The 17,681-nt window shown below is 64.6% G+C and carries 20 protein-coding genes; 9 read left to right on the forward strand and 11 right to left on the reverse strand.

The window, feature by feature from the left end:
• Positions 1–5: 5 nt before the first annotated feature.
• Positions 6–1,559 carry a winged helix-turn-helix domain-containing tetratricopeptide repeat protein gene (locus P6U31_RS18125; protein WP_407189735.1) on the reverse strand — a complete coding sequence of 518 codons (1,554 nt, stop codon included), beginning with the start codon at positions 1,557–1,559 and terminating at the stop codon, positions 6–8.
• Positions 1,560–1,686: 127 nt separating this feature from the next.
• Between P6U31_RS18125 and P6U31_RS18130 the strand changes: the two genes are divergently transcribed.
• Positions 1,687–2,148 (forward strand): cupin domain-containing protein, encoded by a 462-nt coding sequence (locus P6U31_RS18130; RefSeq protein ID WP_407189736.1) that lies wholly within the window; start codon positions 1,687–1,689, stop codon positions 2,146–2,148.
• 54 nt (positions 2,149–2,202) lie between these two features.
• Here the strand turns inward: P6U31_RS18130 and P6U31_RS18135 are convergent, their stop codons facing one another.
• From P6U31_RS18135 to P6U31_RS18155, 5 genes are all read right to left on the reverse strand, one after another.
• Positions 2,203–3,381 carry an aminotransferase class V-fold PLP-dependent enzyme gene (locus P6U31_RS18135; protein WP_407189737.1) on the reverse strand — a complete coding sequence of 393 codons (1,179 nt, stop codon included), beginning with the start codon at positions 3,379–3,381 and terminating at the stop codon, positions 2,203–2,205.
• A 77-nt stretch (positions 3,382–3,458) separates the two neighbouring features.
• Positions 3,459–4,013, reverse strand: coding sequence for a CAP domain-containing protein (locus P6U31_RS18140; RefSeq protein ID WP_407189875.1), 555 nt, complete (start codon positions 4,011–4,013; stop codon positions 3,459–3,461).
• Between the two features lie 96 nt (positions 4,014–4,109).
• Complete coding sequence (locus P6U31_RS18145; protein ID WP_407189738.1) at positions 4,110–5,204, reverse strand: serine/threonine protein kinase; 1,095 nt, start codon at positions 5,202–5,204, stop codon at positions 4,110–4,112.
• 7 nt (positions 5,205–5,211) lie between these two features.
• On the reverse strand, positions 5,212–6,639 hold the full coding sequence (gene trmFO / locus P6U31_RS18150) for a methylenetetrahydrofolate--tRNA-(uracil(54)-C(5))-methyltransferase (FADH(2)-oxidizing) TrmFO (RefSeq protein WP_407189739.1): 1,428 nt from the start codon (positions 6,637–6,639) through the stop codon (positions 5,212–5,214).
• Between the two features lie 126 nt (positions 6,640–6,765).
• Entirely contained in the window at positions 6,766–6,918 is a 153-nt protein-coding gene (locus P6U31_RS18155) for a DUF1127 domain-containing protein (protein ID WP_007590701.1), read from the reverse strand.
• Between the two features lie 597 nt (positions 6,919–7,515).
• Between P6U31_RS18155 and P6U31_RS18160 the strand changes: the two genes are divergently transcribed.
• Positions 7,516–7,845, forward strand: coding sequence for a hypothetical protein (locus tag P6U31_RS18160; protein ID WP_407189740.1), 330 nt, complete (start codon positions 7,516–7,518; stop codon positions 7,843–7,845).
• Between the two features lie 73 nt (positions 7,846–7,918).
• Here P6U31_RS18160 and P6U31_RS18165 read toward each other — a convergent pair whose 3' ends face one another.
• Together P6U31_RS18165 and P6U31_RS18170 are read right to left on the reverse strand one after the other, a co-directional pair.
• Positions 7,919–8,743, reverse strand: a complete 825-nt coding sequence (locus P6U31_RS18165; protein ID WP_407189741.1) for a lytic transglycosylase domain-containing protein — start codon at positions 8,741–8,743, stop codon at positions 7,919–7,921.
• A 129-nt stretch (positions 8,744–8,872) separates the two neighbouring features.
• Positions 8,873–9,781 carry a DUF2189 domain-containing protein gene (locus tag P6U31_RS18170; RefSeq protein ID WP_407189742.1) on the reverse strand — a complete coding sequence of 303 codons (909 nt, stop codon included), beginning with the start codon at positions 9,779–9,781 and terminating at the stop codon, positions 8,873–8,875.
• 335 nt (positions 9,782–10,116) lie between these two features.
• Between P6U31_RS18170 and P6U31_RS18175 the strand changes: the two genes are divergently transcribed.
• Positions 10,117–10,518, forward strand: coding sequence for a DUF3597 domain-containing protein (locus P6U31_RS18175; protein ID WP_407189743.1), 402 nt, complete (start codon positions 10,117–10,119; stop codon positions 10,516–10,518).
• Between the two features lie 52 nt (positions 10,519–10,570).
• Here the strand turns inward: P6U31_RS18175 and P6U31_RS18180 are convergent, their stop codons facing one another.
• Positions 10,571–10,846: a GNAT family N-acetyltransferase gene (locus P6U31_RS18180; protein WP_407189744.1), complete on the reverse strand. Its 276-nt coding sequence runs from the start codon at positions 10,844–10,846 to the stop codon at positions 10,571–10,573.
• Positions 10,847–10,947: 101 nt separating this feature from the next.
• Between P6U31_RS18180 and P6U31_RS18185 the strand changes: the two genes are divergently transcribed.
• Both P6U31_RS18185 and P6U31_RS18190 read left to right on the forward strand, forming a co-directional pair.
• Positions 10,948–11,877 (forward strand): tetratricopeptide repeat protein, encoded by a 930-nt coding sequence (locus tag P6U31_RS18185; protein WP_407189745.1) that lies wholly within the window; start codon positions 10,948–10,950, stop codon positions 11,875–11,877.
• 200 nt (positions 11,878–12,077) lie between these two features.
• A complete protein-coding gene (locus tag P6U31_RS18190) occupies positions 12,078–12,473 on the forward strand; it encodes an SPW repeat protein (protein WP_407189746.1) in 396 nt (131 codons plus the stop codon).
• A gap of 48 nt (positions 12,474–12,521) precedes the next feature.
• On the opposite strand, the gene P6U31_RS18195 is transcribed toward P6U31_RS18190, so the two are convergent.
• Together P6U31_RS18195 and P6U31_RS18200 are read right to left on the reverse strand one after the other, a co-directional pair.
• Complete coding sequence (locus P6U31_RS18195; RefSeq protein ID WP_407189747.1) at positions 12,522–12,797, reverse strand: GNAT family N-acetyltransferase; 276 nt, start codon at positions 12,795–12,797, stop codon at positions 12,522–12,524.
• 71 nt (positions 12,798–12,868) lie between these two features.
• A complete protein-coding gene (locus P6U31_RS18200; protein WP_407189876.1) occupies positions 12,869–13,228 on the reverse strand; it encodes a hypothetical protein in 360 nt (119 codons plus the stop codon).
• A 94-nt stretch (positions 13,229–13,322) separates the two neighbouring features.
• On the opposite strand from P6U31_RS18200, the gene P6U31_RS18205 reads away from it, so the two are divergent.
• The 4 genes from P6U31_RS18205 (at position 13,323) to P6U31_RS18220 (ending at position 17,261) form a co-directional block, all read left to right on the forward strand.
• Positions 13,323–13,817 (forward strand): hypothetical protein, encoded by a 495-nt coding sequence (locus P6U31_RS18205; RefSeq protein WP_407189748.1) that lies wholly within the window; start codon positions 13,323–13,325, stop codon positions 13,815–13,817.
• Positions 13,818–13,922: 105 nt separating this feature from the next.
• Positions 13,923–15,530, forward strand: a complete 1,608-nt coding sequence (locus tag P6U31_RS18210; protein WP_407189749.1) for an acyl-CoA synthetase — start codon at positions 13,923–13,925, stop codon at positions 15,528–15,530.
• A 9-nt stretch (positions 15,531–15,539) separates the two neighbouring features.
• Positions 15,540–16,400: a PCC domain-containing protein gene (locus tag P6U31_RS18215; protein ID WP_407189750.1), complete on the forward strand. Its 861-nt coding sequence runs from the start codon at positions 15,540–15,542 to the stop codon at positions 16,398–16,400.
• A 108-nt stretch (positions 16,401–16,508) separates the two neighbouring features.
• Positions 16,509–17,261 (forward strand): AAA family ATPase, encoded by a 753-nt coding sequence (locus tag P6U31_RS18220; RefSeq protein ID WP_407189751.1) that lies wholly within the window; start codon positions 16,509–16,511, stop codon positions 17,259–17,261.
• Positions 17,262–17,681: the final 420 nt, after the last annotated feature.

Consider the following 17,681-nt stretch of genomic DNA (forward strand, 5'->3'; position numbering starts at 1 on the left):
GAGCACTACTCGGGGAGGCCTGCAACGCGGAGGGCATCGCCAAGCGAGGAGGCGAGCGCCGGCGCGCAGTTGACCCCCTGGAATTGGCGGCCGTAGCGGAACGTCGGGTGAAGCTCCAGCACCCGCGCGGCCGCAGCTTTCGCCTCCTGCAATCGTCCAAGTTTTGCCAGTGCTGCGGCCAATTGCACATGCGTGATGCTGTGGCGAGGATTGGCCTGAACCGAGCGGTACGCGGCGCGGCACGCCTCCTCATATCGCCCGCGATGGAAGTGCCCGAGCGCCTGGGCGTCGAATGCGGCGAAAGCCCAGGAATCGAACGGGCTGAGCCGCAGGCCTTGCTCGCTCCATTCGATGGCGCGGTCGGAATCTCCGCTCCAGCCGAGCACGACACTGCCGAGGATGTAGGTCAGCGCCGATGATGGGCTGATGGCGAGCGCAGCCTCGAACGCAGTGAATGCTGCGGAACGATCGTGCCCGTCCATACCGATCGAGAAACCCGCGAGCGTGAGAGCGAGCGCATCATCCTGGCCGTGGGCAATGGCCGAGCGCGCGTGGCGGATCGAGGCCTCGCGATTGGCGTCCTGCAGACCGGCCCGGAGGAACAAGCAATGATGGCACATCGCTGCATTGCCGTGTGCGAGCGCGTACGCAGGTTCGAGCGCGATCGCCCGTTCGAGCAACACGAGCGCCTGGGCGACCTGGGCTGGCATGCCGGAATCGACGTCCGGTTGGGCGCGCAGCACGAGATCATAGGCGTCCAGGTTCTCCGGCCGCTTGCGCTTGACCCTGTTGATCTCGGCGCGCCGCAGGCTGGGCGCGATGGCACCGACGGTCGACAATGCGATGTCATCCTGGAGGGCGAAGACGTCTTCGGACCGGCGGTCAAATCGCTGGGCCCATACGTGCATTCCAGTCGATGCATCGATCAACTGGCCAGTGATGCGGACGAGCGTGCCTGTCCTGCGGACACTGCCTTCCAGCACGTAGCGCACACCAAGCTCGCGGCCGACCTGCTTCACGTCCACCGCGCGGCCCTTGTAGGCGAATGTGGAATTCCGCGCGATCACGAACAGCCAGTTGATGCGCGAAAGTCCGGTGATGATGTCATCGACCATCCCGTCGGCAAAATAGTCCTGGCCCGCATCACCGCTCAGGTTCGTGAAAGGCAACACCGCGATCGACGGCCTGTCGGGCAATGTCAGCGTCGGCCCTTGCGGTGTTGCCTGTGCGCGATCCGGATCGGACGTCGTCGCGGTGGGGCCGACATAGCGATAGCCGCGGCGCGGCAGCGTTTCGATCCAATGCCCCTCGCCGGACAGGTCCGCCAGCGTGCGCCGCACCGCAGCAATCTGGACGGTCAGATTGCTGTCCTCAACGGCCTGGGCGGGCCAGGCCGCCTCGATCAAGGCATCTTTCGAAACCGGCGCTCCGGCGTGCCGGACGAGGAGGGCCAGGAGCAGCACGGCGCGCTTGCCGAGTCCGGTCGGCTCGACACCGTGAAACAGGATCCCCGCCTCGCCATCGAGCCGAAAGGGACCAAATGCAAGGATCGCGGCCATGCCAAAGAAGGGCACATTTCGCAGGTTTTTTGCAACGTTTTCCGAACGGCTTCACCACTTTCGGGGCTAGATCGGACCATTATCGCGCGAGCTGTGAGGAACGCTGCAACAAGCCATGGAGGAGGACATGACCGCGAAACACGTGATCCGCAGGCCCGGCGAGACCGAAGGGGTCATGCTGCGTGGCCAACCAATGGCCTTCCTGGTGACCGGAGAGGACACCAGGCACACCAGCATATTCGACTGGACAGTTCCGGCAGGATTTGCCACCGGCCGGCACGTTCATCGTGTTCAGGAAGAGACTTTCTACATGCTCGACGGCACGTGTGAATGGCACGTCGGGGACGAGGTTGTCCGGGCAACCCCAGGGACGTTCCTCTTCATTCCGCCCGGCGTTCCTCACAACATCACCAACACGAGCGAGAAGCCCGCGCGCGTGCTCATGACCGTATCTCCGCCGGGACACGAGCATTACTTCGAGGAACTGGCCAAGTTGACGGCAAGTGGAGCGCCGGATGCGAAAGCCATCAGCGCGTTACGCGCTCGCTTCGATACCGATCAACTCTCGGCGCTGACCACAAGAGCCTGAGGTCCAGATGGCGCGCCGGCTTCACAGTCGACCTCGTCGCGCCGGCTCCTGTTGCTACCCCGACGCCAGATCCGTCAGATGCGCGATCAGCCGATCGACCTCGGCTTCCCTGTTGTAATAATGCGGAGACGCCCGCACGACATGCGGCAATGAGCGAAGCTCGGCATCGATACGCGTGCTCGACGGATCCGAAGCGCCGATCGTGATACCGGCTGCCGCGGCACTTGCGACAATCGCGGCCGCCTCGTGCCCGTTCATCGTGAAGCTGACGATGGCGCCCGGCGCACGCCCGAGGTCGCGAATGGTGACGCCGGGAAGGGCGGCAAGGCCGCTGCGGAGGCGGCCGGCAAGCAGGCGGCAGCGTTGTTCGATCGGAGCGATTCCGATCTCGAGAGCGTAATCGACAGCCGCGCCCAGCCCAAGCCGGGCCGCGTAGTTGTTTTCCCAGGTCTCGAAGCGGCGCGCATCGTCGCGGAGCCGGTATTCATCGCGCGCGACCCAAGGCGCCGCGAAGTGGTCGATCATCGGCGGCTCGAGCTGTTGCAGCCTCTCGCGGCGAACGTAGAGAAAGCCGGTGCCGCGTGGGCCCCGCAGGAATTTGCGCCCCGTGGCCGACAGCATGTCGCAGCCGATGGCCTCGACGTCGACCGCCATCTGGCCGACCGCCTGGCAGGCGTCGAGCAAATAGGGAATGCCATGCGCCCGCGCGATCCTGCCGATTGCCGCTGCCGGATTGACCAGCCCGCCATTGGTCGGCACCCAGGTGATCGCGATCAATTTCGCCCGCCCGTCGATCATCCGTTCGAGCGCGTCGAGGTCGAGCTCACCGCTGGCATCGCTCGGCACCACGTCGATGACCGCGCCGGTTCGCTTGGCGACCTGAAGGAAGGCGACATAATTGGCCGCATATTCTGCTTCGGCAGTCAGGATCCGGTCGCCCTTGCGAAACGGAAGCGAATAGAATGCCATCTGCCAGGCAACGGTCGCGTTCTCCACGAGCGCGATCTCGTCCGGCGCGGCATTCAACAGGCGCGCAACCGAGCCGTAGACCGCCTCGAGCCGATCGGACTCGCGGTCGGCCGCGGCATAACCGCCGATCTCGCTTTCCAGATCGATATGCTGCTTCATCGCCGCGGCAACGGAGGCTGGCATGAGCGCCGCGCCGGCGTTGTGGAGATAGGCGAGCCGGTCAGTCGCTGGCGTGTCGGCACGTATTCGGTCGAGGTCGATCATTCACGCCCTCCGCTTCTGGCGATCTCGCGCATGAATTAGGCGCGTTGCCGAGCGCGAGCAAGATGGGCGAGCCCGCGTCAGATGCAGAGGCCGAGCAGCTTGACGTGGCAGTTGCCGGACTTTGGCTTGCTGGCCGGAACGACTTCGCGTTTCACGGCAACGACCGGCTCCTTGTCCTTTTTCTTGCCTTTGCCCTTCGGCTCGTAGTCGCCGGCAATCACCATGGCCCAGTAGGTACGCTTGCCGCTGGCGTTCTTGGCGCTGGCAATGCCGACGCGGGAGGCGTTGTGCAGCAACAGGTTCTTGCGGTGCCCGGACGAGTCGATCCACTGTCCGAGGGTCTTCTCGAAATTGTCGTAGCCGTAGGCGATGTTCTCGGCTGCGCGGCCCGCCCCGGCCGGTGCGACACGGCGATTGAAGGGCCCCAGCGCATCGTGGCTGAGGTCGTCCTTGGCGGCCATCGCCCGGGCCTGGTCCATGGCGATGCGATCCAGGGTAGCATCGCGGACGACACGGGCCTCACCGTGCTTGAGGCGGAAACTGGAGATCAACTCGGCCGGAGAGTCCGCCATCGCGGGCGTGCCCGCCAGCAGCAGAAGGCCGGCGATCATTCCGCCAACCCCACGACGCATCATCCTCCACCGCGTGCTCATGACCCCCACCCGAGCCCAAGTTCTCCGACCGCTTCTCTATCGCCAATGTGGACGCTTCAAGGCGCGGGCAGCCCGTCAGCCCGTCGGCAGGTCCGCCTCGAAGTTGAAGCGATCACGCAGGTTCTTCCGTTGTTCGAGGATGTCCTTGAGAAAGGCGCGATCCTGGTCGTTCTTCATCATCGGCTCGATCAGGTCGAGCTGGTTCATGGCCACCAGTTGCAGGATCTCGGTGCGCGGCTTGCCGCTGGTGTCGCGCGGCAGCGCGTGCACGACCTGGATGTGTTCCGGCGGTTTCGGCCCCTGCGCGGCTGTGAGCTCGTTCCGCAACTGGCCTTCGAGCGTGGCCTGATCGGCTTCGACGAAGGCATAGAGGCCGACGCCGGACCGGCGGTCGGCGAAAGCGACGATGGCGGTGTCGCGCACGGCCGGATTCTTGCGGATCAGCGCGGTCAGCACCGGCGCATCATTCACCAGCCTGCGGCCGCCGCCCTCGCGGTCGGTGAAGTTGAACAGGCCGCGCGTGATGGCGCGATAGACCTTCTTGCCGGTCGCGAGCCACAGGCTTGCCGCGAACGACTTCTTGGCGAGGATCTTTCGCTCCCGCGGGGTCAGCGCGTCGGGCGCGTAGGAGCGCTTGTGCTTGAGCAGGTGCCGGAGGTCTTCATAGGCGAGGATGCGATAGAGCCGGCTGCGGCGGTCAAAGCAGGCCGCGAGCTGGAAGTCGGTCACATAAGCGCGGCCGTCACGGCCGACCAGCCAGTTCTGCTCCTTGGCGAGGTCGTTGTGGCAGATGCCGGCGCGGCGCAGGCGGCGCAGCACCGCCTTGGCCGAACGGAAATAAGCGAGGTCGCCATGCGGCTTGGCCAGATGCAGCGCGGCGCCGTCGACGAAGCCGCGCACCAGCGCGCGCTGCCCGGCCCACAGCAGCTCGGGACCGACATTGAGACCCTTGGCGCGCGCCAGCGCGTGCTTCTCGCGGGCGAACAGATGACGCGCCAGCAGGAACGACCACCATGGCACCTCGTCGAGCCGGCGCAGCACGGCGTCGACCTCGCCGGTCTCACCGCGGAAGCGCCCGCGCTCGACGGTCGAGAACACGTCGCGCTTGAGCAGCACGCCCTCGGTCCAGCGCGCCGAGAGCTCTGCGGCGTCGTCTTTGGGGAGGCTCATCGAAGACTCACGCGGCGGCGGCAATGCGCAGGTGATCGGCGATCCAGCGATCGAGATCGGCGAGCGCCCGTGCGCTCAACGCCTGCTTCTTGGCCACCGTCTTCTCGTTGCCGCGCAGCCGCGTGCCGTCGGGCTTCTTGGTCGGCACGCTCGCAAGCGGCGGGAACAGGCCGAAATTGATGTTCATCGGCTGGAACGAGCGGGTGCCCGGCTCGATGGTTTCGATATGGCCGCCGGTGATGTGGCCGAGCAGCGATCCGAGCGCGGTCGTGCCGGGCGGGCTGACAAGCGCCTCGCCACGCGCATCCGCGGCGGCATAGAGACCGGCGATCAGGCCGACGCTGGCCGATTCCACATAGCCCTCGCAGCCCGTCATCTGGCCGGCAAAGCGTAGCCGTGGCTGTGCACGCAGGCGCAACTGACCGTCGAGCAGCTTTGGCGAGTTCAGGAAGGTGTTGCGATGCAGGCCGCCGAGGCGGGCGAATTCGGCGTTCTCCAGCCCCGGAATGGTCCGGAAGATGCGCTGCTGTTCGCCGTACTTCAGCTTCGTCTGGAAGCCGACGATGTTGTAGAGCGTGCCGAGCTTGTTGTCCTGGCGCAGCTGTACGATCGCGTAGGCCTTGGTGGTGGGATCGTGCGGATTGGTGAGGCCGACCGGCTTCATCGGACCGTGGCGCAGCGTCTCGAGGCCACGTTCCGCCATCACCTCAATCGGCAGACAGCCGTCGAAATAGGGCGTGTTGGTCTCCCACTCCTTGAATTCGGTTTTCTCGCCGGCGATCAGTGCGGCGACGAAGCCGTCATACTGCTCCTTGGTCATCGGGCAGTTGATGTAATCCGCGCCGTTGCCGCCTGGGCCGACCTTGTCATAGCGTGACTGAAACCAAGCCACCGACATGTCGATCGACTCGCGGTGCACGATCGGCGCGATCGCGTCGAAGAAGGCGAGCGCGTTCTCGTCCGTCAGCTCGCGGATGGCATCGGCCAGGGGGGCCGACGTGAGGGGGCCAGTGGCAACGATCACGTTGCTCCACTCGGCCGGCGGCAGGCCTGAGACTTCGCCGCGGGCAATCTCGATCAGGGGATGGTCGTTGAGGGCCTTGGTTACGGCCGCCGAGAAGCCGTCGCGATCGACGGCCAGCGCGCCACCGGCGGGCACCTGGTTGGCATCGGCCGCACGCATGATCAGCGAGCCGAGCCGGCGCATCTCCGCATGCAGGAGGCCGACGGCATTGTTGGCGGCATCGTCCGAGCGGAACGAATTGGAGCAGACCAGCTCGGCGAGGCCGTCAGTGCGGTGCGCTTCGGTCATGCGGGTCGGCCGCATCTCGTGCAGCATCACGGGCACGCCGGCTTTTGCCACCTGCCAAGCGGCTTCAGAGCCGGCGAGGCCGGCGCCGATCACGTGGACGATGTTGGATTGGGGTCCTGTCATGGGGCGGACAGGTAGCGCTTTTCGGCCGGGAGTGGAATCGCCGAGATCGAGTTTTCTGCCTTCAGAAACGACGACGCCCGCACGAGGCGGGCGCTATCGGTTGGTCCGGTTGAGGACTGAACGATATCAGCCCTGATACTGACCGGCGGCAACGCGCGGGATGTCCGAGCGATCGAGGCCGATATCGGCCAGCTCGCGATCGCTGAGCTGGGACAGCTCGGCAACATTGCGCTGATAGTCCCGGAAGGCCTGGATCATGCGGATGAGCGAGAGCAGCATTGGTAGTCTCCTGTAGTTCGATTCAGCCCTTGCTTCGGGCCTCATCGTTGAAATGAATATAGGTGAGAGTGGTGCAGTGCGAAAGTTCCGATGTTGCGATGCAGCTAAGCGAGAAGCGCATAACGGCGGTAACGGAGGATTAACTCGAAGGCGCTCCTGCCCAAAGCCTGCTCAAGATCGTCTGCGGCCTGCAATAAGTGCCCGTGAAATCACGGGTTTAACGCAAGTCCCTTGATCTCGGTCATCCCGGAAATAAGTTGCGCGGTCATTGGCGGCAAGCGGTCGTTCAGCTTCTAGACCCAAGTCCGGCATGCGCGAATCGCATGATGAGGCATGAGGCGATCTGAATTTATATTCATTACTTTAGTGGGCCATACGGCGTCCTGGTGAGTTCCAGCGTTTCGCCGCGTGAATTCTGGGGTGGGGTAGGCGGCGGGCCTTAGTCAGAGGTCGCATTCCCGTCGCGCCAGCGTGCGATTCGACGACCACCATGAGGTGGAGAACAGAATTTCTGCATGCCCCTCTGCGCGACCCGCAACATCACGCAATTCTCGCGATGAATTTATTGCGGCAAGTTGCCGCACTCGGGGGAAAGTCATGTCGCAGAATCCGGCAATGCCGCCAGGTCTGTCTCAAGAAGAACAAGAGAAGGAAAGTAACGTCATGACGAAGTTACTCGGGGTTATCGCAATTGCTACCGCCGCGCTCGCCATCGCGCCCGCCCAGGCCGCCAAGCACGCCATGGGCGGCTGCAGCTCGGCCAATCTGGAGAAGACGGAAACCGCGATCGAGAACATGGCTGACGGCGACAGCAAGTTCGTCGCACAGAAGGAGATCGCGGCGGCACAGGATTCGCTGCTCAACGGCAAGATGGCTGCGTGCGGCGCACATCTGAACAAGGCGATGCACGCCACCATGGCCAAGTAAATAGGCAGGTAAACGCGACCCAAGAGAGGGCCGGTCGCTGGGCGATCGGCCCTACGCGTTACGTGATTGCGATTTAGGGCGCGCGTGCGAGTTGGGTGGCGAAATAAGCGACGGTCTTGGAATAGACCTCGCTCTTGTTCCACTGCTGGAGCACCGCAAAATTAGGACTGCCGGGCTGCCAATCCTTGCCTTTCTGCCAGCCATAGCCGGCGAGATAATTGGCGGTGGAGGCGAGCACGTCGGGCGCGTTGTGCAGGAGATCGCGCTTGCCATTGCCGTCGAAATCGACGGCGTATTTCATCCACGATGACGGCATGAACTGGGTCTGGCCGAGCTCACCGGCCCAGGCGCCCTTCATCTCGGCTGGCGCGAGATCGCCGCGCTGGACGATGCGCAGCGCATCCATCAGTTCGGCGCGAAACTGCTCGGCCCGCCGGCAGTCGTAGGCCAGCGTTGCGAGTGAGCGGATCGTGGCGAACTTGCCGGTGTTGACGCCGAAATCGGTCTCCAAGCCCCAGATTGCGACCAGGATCTCGCCGGGAACGCCATAGGCCTGCTCGATGCGCGACAGCACCGAGCCGTATTGCTTCATCTTGTCGGAGCCGCGTTGCAAACGCGGCGGGACCATGCGGCCGGAAAACTCCTCGAAGGTCTGGGTGAAAACCTTTTGCGAGCGGTCGCGGTTGAGCACGCTCTGATCCAGCGTCACGCCGGCGAGAGCCGATGTTATGGCCTGTTGCGAGATGCCCTTGGCCGCAGCGTCGGTCTTGAAGTCCGCAAGCCAGGCATCGAAATTGCCAGAACCGCAGGCAACCGCGGCGAACGCTGGCTGGACGGAAAGGATTGACGCGGAGAGGGCGAAGGCTGCGAGAGCGAGACGAGAAATCGTCGAGGTCATTCGAGGTAATGAATTCCGTGAAGCGATCTGGCCGGCAGGAAGCAATCTCGGTCGGAACCGCGGCCAAAGCAAGGCGCGTGGCAGTGCGATCCTGCCCGAGCCGGGGCAGGATCGCATGTCACGATACCGTCAGGCGTCGGTCCTGTTACGCCAAGGGAAGAGATTGGCCGGGAAGTCGGCTGCGGGTTTGCGCGGACGATGTGGCGGGGGCGGCACCGGACGTGCACCGGGCTCCGAGACGATCACCTTGCGGTAGAGATGCCAGGTGGCATGGCCGAGCAGGGGGATCACCACGGCCAGACCGAGGAAGGCCGGAACGGTGCCGAGCGCGAGCAGCACCGCGACGATCAGGCCCCAGGCCGCCATCGGCATCGGGTTCGTCGCGACAACGCGCAGCGACGTGCTCATCGCCTCGAACGCGCCGGCATGACGGTCCAGCATTAGCGGGAACGACACGGCGCTGAGGCAGAGCGCAGCGAGCGCGAACAGGAAGCCGGTGCCGCAGCCGACCACGATCAGCCACCAGCCTTGCCGCGTTGTCAGCACGCGCGTTACGAAGTCTGATATCCCGGTCACGCCCTCATAGCCGAATGCCGCGATATAGATCGCCTGCGCGGTCGCAACCCAGGTCACGAACAGAGCGAGCAGCAACGTGCCGAGGCCAAGCATCGCTCCGAACGAGGGCGAGCGCAGCACCTCCATGGCATCCCAGGCGCTCGCTTCTTCATAGCGTTCGCGCCGACTGGAAAGCTCGTAGAGGCCGAGGGCCGCGAAGGGGCCGATCAGCGCGAAGCCGGCGGCAAGCGGAAACAGCAGCGGCAGCACCGAATAGCCCATCACCACGCGCGCGAGCACGAGGCCGAGCACCGGGTAGATCGCGCAGAGGATGATGGCGTGGCTCGGAACGGCCTTGAAATCATCCCAGCCGCGCCGGAGCGCATCGTGCAGATCGGAGAGTTGGATGGTTCGGATCACTGGGCCTGCCGCATCTGCGGTCCGGCCCATCGGGGGGACATTGCCCTGGTAGAGTGTGGCCATGGTCGCTAGCTCCCTTGCCGCGCGGCCGAGTTCGGCGCCGGCAAACGGCGCGATCGGCCGCCATTTTCGAGTTTCGCGAGTCCGACCAGACGCGAATTCCGGAAGGCATCGCGAGCTGAGCACGAAGCGTACGCCTATTTCCGAGTCCTGTCCCTCACGCTTGGGTGAAATTCGATGCCGCAGCGCAACTTCGGCAGCGTCATTCGGTCGTCATTTCGCCGCAGATAAGCTGATGCTGCGCGATGGTTCGCGGAACTTCGCGGGCGCCACGCAGTAACTTGGTCTATAAGTGTGCCACTCAGGCCCTTCCAACGGATCCTTTTCGGGGAGCAGACATGAGCATTTTCGGGAAAATCATGAGCGCGATCTTCGGCAGCCAGACGGCCTCCGCTGCGCCCGCCGGTGGCACAGCGCCGAGCAGTGCGCCCGCAGGGACTGCGTCGGGCGCATCGGCGCCAGCCGCCGCGCCCATGGCCGCGGTCGACGTGGCGGCGGTCGTCGACAAGGCGGCGGCTGCGCACAAGGGCGAGAAGCTCGAATGGCGCACCTCGATCGTCGACCTGATGAAGGCCCTCGACATCGATTCCAGCCTCGCCGCGCGCAAGGACCTCGCCAAGGAGCTCGGCTACAGCGGCGACATGAACGACTCCGCCAGCATGAACGTCTGGCTGCACAAGCAGGTGATGTCCAAGCTCGCCGCCAATGGCGGCAAGCTGCCGCCCGAGATCAAGCACTGACCGAACAGCGGTCGTGCCGGAAGGGCTCGCGCTCTCGCGGGCCCTTTTGCCGTCAGGCGACCAGATCCGCATCCTCCGGATGCCTGTCGAGATAGTCGACGACGAAGCCGCAGCCGGCGATCACTTTCCTTCCATCGCGGCGGATCAGATCGAGCGCGCCCTTGACCAGCTCGGAGCCGATGCCGCGGCCGCGCAATGCGCGGGGTGTCTCCGTATGGGTGATGATGACAGCCGTCGGTGTCAGCCGGTAATTGGCGAAGGCGATGTCGCTGCCGACATCGAGCTCGAAGCGGCTCCTGTCCTTGTTGTCCCGTACCGATGCGGCCATGCAAGATCCTTCCAACGTGCTGTCTTCCTGATCTAGGCGCCTGAACCGGTGCTTGCCAAGGTGCGACCAAGGAAGGTTGCCGCAGGGGAGATATCCGTAAAATGCGTGTCCCGCTCAGTCTCATGGCGTTGCTTGCGGCGCTGATCTCGACGGCGCCGGTTGCGGCTGAAGGCGGTCCAGCCTGGGATGTCTGCGTGGGGCTGACCAGCACGCCGGACCAGCGGGTCAAGGCCTGCTCCACCGTCATCGACACCAAGAGCGAGAGCGGCCGCCGGCTCGCCGGCGCCTATTGCAATCGCGGCCATGGTCTCACCGAGAAGCACGAGCTCGATGCCGCGCTGTCCGATCTCGACGAAGCGATCAGGCTCGCGCCGGATTATGCTTGTCCCCACAACAATCGCGGCCGCGTCTATTCGTTCAAGCACGACTACGATCGCGCCATTGCCGAATACGACGAGGCCATCAAGCTCGATCCGTCGCTGGCGCTGGCCTACAGCAATCGCGGGCAGGCTCGCTTCAACAAGGACGACCTCGACGGCGCCTTCGCCGATTTCGACGCTGCGATCAAGCGCAACCCCAACTATGCCATGGCCTACGGCAATCGCGCTCTTGTGTACTACCGCAAGCATGACATGGCGCACGCCATCGCCGATTACACCACGCAGATCAAGCTTGCACCCGATCTGCTCGCCTATATCGATCGCGGCAACGTCTATCGCGACAGCGAACAGCTCGACCGTGCCGCGGCCGACTATGGCGAGGCCATCCGCCTTGCACCCACCGACGCCCGCGGCTGGCGCAATCGCGGCCTGATGCGCCTCTTCCAGGGCGACTACAAGCGCGGCGTTTCGGACTACGACAAGGCGTTGCAATACGATCCGTCCGACGCGTTCTCGTGGAATAATCGCGGGCAGGCCCGCTTGCGGCTCGGCGACAAGCAGGGCGCCATCGCCGATCTCAGGAAGGCGCTGGAGTTGAAGCCCGACTTGGCGAGCGCGCAGGAATCGCTGAGCAAGCTCGGGGCGCTCTAGCTGCGGTGCGGCATGAGCTCATGACCGGCCAACGTCGTGCGGCGACCCGAAATAATCCCGACATCCGCTCTTGCGCGGTCGCCGGCGGTTCCCACGTCTTTTGGAGGACATACGTCCGAATGCGGCCGGCAGGGTCGCTAAGATGTTCGGAAGTCGTGACCGCCAGCCGCCGACGTGTGCCTCTGTCATAGGAGGGTACGATGTCGGACTTTGGTTTCTTGAAGACTCATCGAACATGGGAAGACTGGTGCGGGATGCTGCTCGGCGCGGTGATCGTGGCGTCACCATGGTTTCCGATCCAGGATCCGGCGATCGCCGGACATCAGACGGCAATCCTGAACACGGTCGCAATCGGTCTGGTCGTCTTTGGCATCAGCCAGCTCGAATATGTCGCCTTGCAGCGCTGGCAGGAGGTGACGACGATCCTCATCGGGCTGTGGCTGATCGCCTCGCCCTACGTCGTCGGCTATTCCGCTGATGGCTTTCTCCGCGTCTATCACACCGGTCTCGGCGCTGTGCTCGTGCTGCTCGGCGTGCTCCAGCTATGGCAGGACTGGGATCTGACCGATCAGGACATGCTCAAGCATGGACAATAGGCGATAGATGTCGGCAGGCCCGCCAGTTGCAGCCGGCGGGCCTGTGCCTTATCCCGCCACGAGATCTGCGTAGTCTGGGTGCTTCTCGATCCATGCCTTCACGAACGGACATTGCGGGACGACCTTCAATCCCGCCGCGCGGACCTGGTCGAGCGCGCCTTGCACCAGTTTCGAGCCGACCCCCTTGCCGCCAAGCTCCTTCGGCACGTCCGTGTGCTCGAAGGTGATCACATTGCCCTCGAGCCTGTAGTGCTCGGTTGCGAGGTGTCCTTCGACCTGGAGCTCGTAACGGTGCTCTGGCTCGTTGTTGATCACGTCGCTCATATGATCTCCGGCCAGCTCTTCGCGCACGCAGCCGTAACGCACGATCTGCCCAGCGGGTTTCTGGCGTAGGTTCAATCGGTCGCTTTGGCGAGCCTGGAATCTTCAGGCTGCTGCGCCGGGCGCAGGCACCCCTGGCAGATGACCAGGGAGCGATTGACCCTGGCATCCTGCTCGGCCTCGCTGCCGTCCTGCGCTTGCCACCACTCGTTCGAACGGGACTGAAGCCCGGCTCGCGACCCGTTGCGATCGGATCGAGCCGCGGCGTGCGTCGGTTGCGCGGCGGCATGCGGCCGATTGGGATCCTCGCCGGCGCCATCCCAGGCATAGCGTGCAGGCTTGAACGCGGGATCAGACGCCAGATGCGCCTGTGGCGTCACGGCACATCCGGCGAGCGCCAGCGACAGCATGAGGAGGGCGGGCGCTTTGATCATGGTGCGGCACTCTGCAGGCGAGAACTGAGCGAGGGTGCGCTGATCATGTTTAAGATTTCCTGAACGGTTTCGGCTGCGCCCGCGACCAACGTCCATGCGCCATCTGCTGCTTCTGCTTGTCCTGATCTCCGCCGCGCGTGCCGACGATGCCAGGTCGTTCGATCCGTCCAACTATCCGCCGGGCGTGCAGAAGGCGCTGCGTTACGCCAACGAGGAATGCACCAGCCAGGACGGCGGCGAGGTGAGCTTCGCGCCTGACACGGTGCGCAAGATCGACCTGACCGGCGACGGCCGCGACGACTACATCGTCGATTTCCGCGACACCAAATGCGGGGATCGCGAGGCCATCTATTGCGGAACCGGTGGCTGCGTCATGAAGATCCTGGTGACGCTGCCCGATGGCGGTGTGCGTGAGGTGTTCGACGGCTATGTCCGCAGCTATACGATCATGGCACCGCCGGTGAAGCGCGGCGGCGCGCGGAGCATCCGCTTCGATCTGCATGGCAGCTTCTGCGGCGGCTTTGGTGCGCAGGCCTGCGTCAAGAAGCAGACGATCACGGCGACCCCGTTCGCGTTCAGACAGCCGTAGGGCAGGTGTGCGGCCGGCGGCCTTGCAGGGGCGCGGGCGATGGCGATAAATGAGCCGCAATGAGCGGGCGGCTCGCGTGCCGTCCGCCGCTGAAGAGGAATCCCCATGCAGCCCCTGCGCATGTCCCGCCGCGTCATGAATCTCGCCCACATGCTGACCCAGAATGCGCGGCGGCATGGCGCGCGTCCCGGTTTCGTCTGGGGAGACAAATCCTGGACCTGGCGCGAGATCGATACGCGGGTCTCCGCGCTGGCGGCGGCGCTTGCCGCGCGGGGCATCGCCAAGGGCGACCGCATCCTGGTCCATTCCAAGAATGGCGACGAGATGTTCTTCTCGATGTTCGCCGCCTTCCGGCTCGGCGCGGTCTGGGTCCCCACCAATTTTCGCTTGATGCCGGATGAGGTGACCTATCTCGCCCAAGCGTCCGGTGCGAAGGCGTTTCTGTGTCACGTCGATTTCCCCGAGCACGCGGCGGCCGTGAACGGCGGCGCGCTGGAGTTCACCTGGAGCGTCGACGGCAAGGGCGCGTTCGGCGAGACCTCGGTTGCGGAGGCCATCACCTCGCGCGCCGGAGCGGTGGTCGAGAACGTTGCCGTCGAGCATGACGATCCCTGCTGGTTCTTCTTCACCTCGGGCACCACCGGACGCTCCAAGGCCGCGGTGCTGACCCATGGCCAGATGGGCTTTGTCGTCACCAACCATCTCGCCGATCTGACGCCCGGCGTCACGGAGAACGACGCCTCGCTGGTGGTGGCCCCGCTGTCGCATGGCGCCGGCGTGCATCAGCTGGTGCAGACCGCGCGCGGTGTGTGCACCGTCTTGTTGCCGACCGAAAAGTTCGACATCAACGAGGCGTTCCGCCTGATCGAGAAGCATCGGGTCGCCAATCTCTTCACCGTGCCGACGATCCTCAAGATGATGGTCGAGCATCCCGCCGTCGACAAGTATGACCACTCCTCGCTGCGCCACGTGATCTATGCGGGCGCGCCGATGTATCGCGAGGATCAGAAGACCGCACTGAAGAAGCTCGGCAAGGTCATCGTGCAGTATTTCGGCCTCGGCGAGGTCACCGGCAACATCACCGTGCTTCCGGCGGCGCTGCACGACCCCGAGGATGGTCCGCATGCGAAGATCGGCACCTGCGGCTTCGAGCGCACCGGCATGCAGGTCTCGATCCAGGACGACGAGGGGCGCGAGCTCGCGGCCAATCAGAGCGGCGAGATCTGCGTGATCGGACCGGCCGTGCTCGCCGGCTATTACGACAATCCCGAAGCCAATGCGAAGGCATTCCGCAATGGCTGGTTCCGCACCGGCGATCTCGGCCACATGGACGAGGAGGGCTTCGTCTACATCACGGGGCGCGCCTCCGACATGTACATCTCCGGCGGCTCCAACATCTATCCGCGCGAGATCGAGGAGAAGATCCTGACCCATCCCGCGATCGGCGAGGTCGCCGTGCTCGGCGTGCCCGATGCGACCTGGGGCGAGGTCGGCATCGCCGTCTGCGTTCCGCGCGAAGGTGCGGCCGCGGTGAGCGAGGCCGAGATGGCGGCGTTCCTCGGTCCCAAAGTGCCGCGCTATAAGATGCCGAAACGCTTCTTTTTCTGGGAGGCTTTGCCGAAATCCGGCTATGGCAAGGTGCCGAAGCGCATGGTGCGCGACGAGCTCGAGGCGCGCGGCCTGCTCGATCTCGACAAGACGAAGGCAGGCTGAGCGCAGGCGATGCGGAGTATCAGGCAGCCGGGCGCGCCGATCGCAGAACGCATCCAATGGGTGGAGGCGAGGGGACGCGCCTTCTCGTTCACGCTTGAGGCAGGCGTGCCGCTGCTCGATGCCGCGCGACGCGGCTTTGCCGCAGCGGGTTTTGCCGGCGGCGTGCTGAATTTCCGGCGCGGCGCGCTTGGGCCGTTCGCCTATGTCATGCCGGCGCTGTCGAAGACCGGCGAGAACGCCGCGTTCTACAGCGACACGTACCGGCCCAGCGGCGTGACCCGCACGAAGCTCGGCAGCATGACACTCGGCACGCGCGACGGGGCGCCGTTCTTTCATTGCCATGGGCTGTGGACGGAGACGGACGGCAAGGCTGGCGGCGGCCACATGATGCCGGACGAGACTGTCGTCGCCGAACCGTTCGAGGTCGACGCTTTCGGCATTGACGGTGCGACGTTCATCGCCGAGCCCGATCCCGAGACCAATTTCAAGCTGTTTGGGCCGGTCGCGGCCGCGCGCAGCGGCGCGCGCACGACGAGCCGCGCCTTCGCGCTGCGGCTGCGGCCCAACCAGGATTTTGCCGGCGCGCTCGAAGCGTTCTGCCGTGCGTGCGGCATCGCGCGCGCGAAGATCCATGGCGGCGTCGGCTCGACCATCGGTGCCCGCTTCACCCATGGCGGGGTCACCGAGCCGTTCGCGACTGAGCTTGCGATCACAGCCGGGACGATTGCGCCAGATGCCGCCGGCGCGCTGGAAGCGGCGCTCGACGTCGCTCTGATCGACTACACCGGCGGTATCGCCGAGGGGCGCCTGGTCCGCGGCGACAACCCGGTGCTGATGACCATGGAGCTGGTGCTGGAGGTTTGGGATTAGATTGCAGCCTGGGCTTGTCTTTGGTCGCTGAAACCACTTCCTCAGGATGAATGTTCCTGATACGTTCCCATGACAAGGCGTTCTCGGATAGGGCAGGGAGTGGTGAGCATGCGAGGGCGACAGCGCAACATCAGGCTGCCTGCTCCCTATCTTCGGCGCGTCTGGATCGATCGCGCGCTGGTGCCGGACTGGGAAACCTATCCGTACTGTCTTCCGATCTTCCGCGAAGAGTTCGATCTGAGCTTCGACACCGCGATCACCATCATCGTCGGCGAGAACGGCACGGGCAAATCGACCATTTTGGAAGGCATTGCAGCGCTCGCCGGTTATGACGACGCCGGCGGCGGCAAGGGCTATCGCGCGGTCGATCATTCCAATGCGCGCGAGATCATGGGGGGCGAACTGTCGGCGGCGCTTCGCGCCGGCTGGGTGCCGAAGATCACCAACGGCTGGTTCTTCCGCGCCGAGACGTTCTTCTCCGTCGCAAGATATCTCGACGAAGTTTCGGACATGCCGCCGGATTTTCTGTCCTACTCCCATGGCGAGGGCTTTCTGCGCTTCTTCCAGGAGCGATGTCAGAAGCAGGGCATCTTCATCTTCGACGAACCGGAATCGGCGCTGTCGCCGGCGCGCCAGATGGAGTTCTTGAAGCTGCTGCACCGCATGGATTCCTCCCGGAATTGCCAGGTCATCATGGCGACCCATTCGCCGATGCTGATGGCCTATCCCAACGCGCGGCTGCTGCGGCTGACAAAATACGGTCTCGAGCCCGTGACGGTGGAGGAGACGGATCATTACCGGGTGATGCGCGAATTCTGCAATGACCCGCGCGGATTCGTGGAGGCGACGCTGGGGCAGTAGTCGACACGCGCTCGCAACGACGGAGTGTGGCCGAATGCTTGCTCTTTCAACCAGCGCTTGAAGCACAGACACGCCTTCGCTACCTCGCAGCGTATTTCCGCCCGAGCTTTGCCACTACATTCGCCCCCGAGAATGCCGAGGGCGCAGGGAAGGCCGGGTGCCGGCTGGCACCCGCGGTCCACTGTGCGAAGCGCGTGCCTGAAAAAGCTGCACAGCGGCATACAGGTGAAGCCAAACATCCGGCCTTCCCTGCGCAGTGGGTTTACGGCTTATGTCGTGCTCTCCTCGGGGAGCGATGCACTATTGCCCCCGTCGCCTTGCGGATGGCTGATGCGCGCGCCCGGTCGGGCCGCCACATCCGCCGCAAGGCTTGGCGCACAGACCCCGGGCGCCAGGACCACACGATTTTGCCGTACGCAG

Origin of the sequence: Bradyrhizobium centrosematis (assembly GCF_045571495.1) — a bacterium.
GTDB lineage: Bacteria > Pseudomonadota > Alphaproteobacteria > Rhizobiales > Xanthobacteraceae > Bradyrhizobium > Bradyrhizobium centrosematis.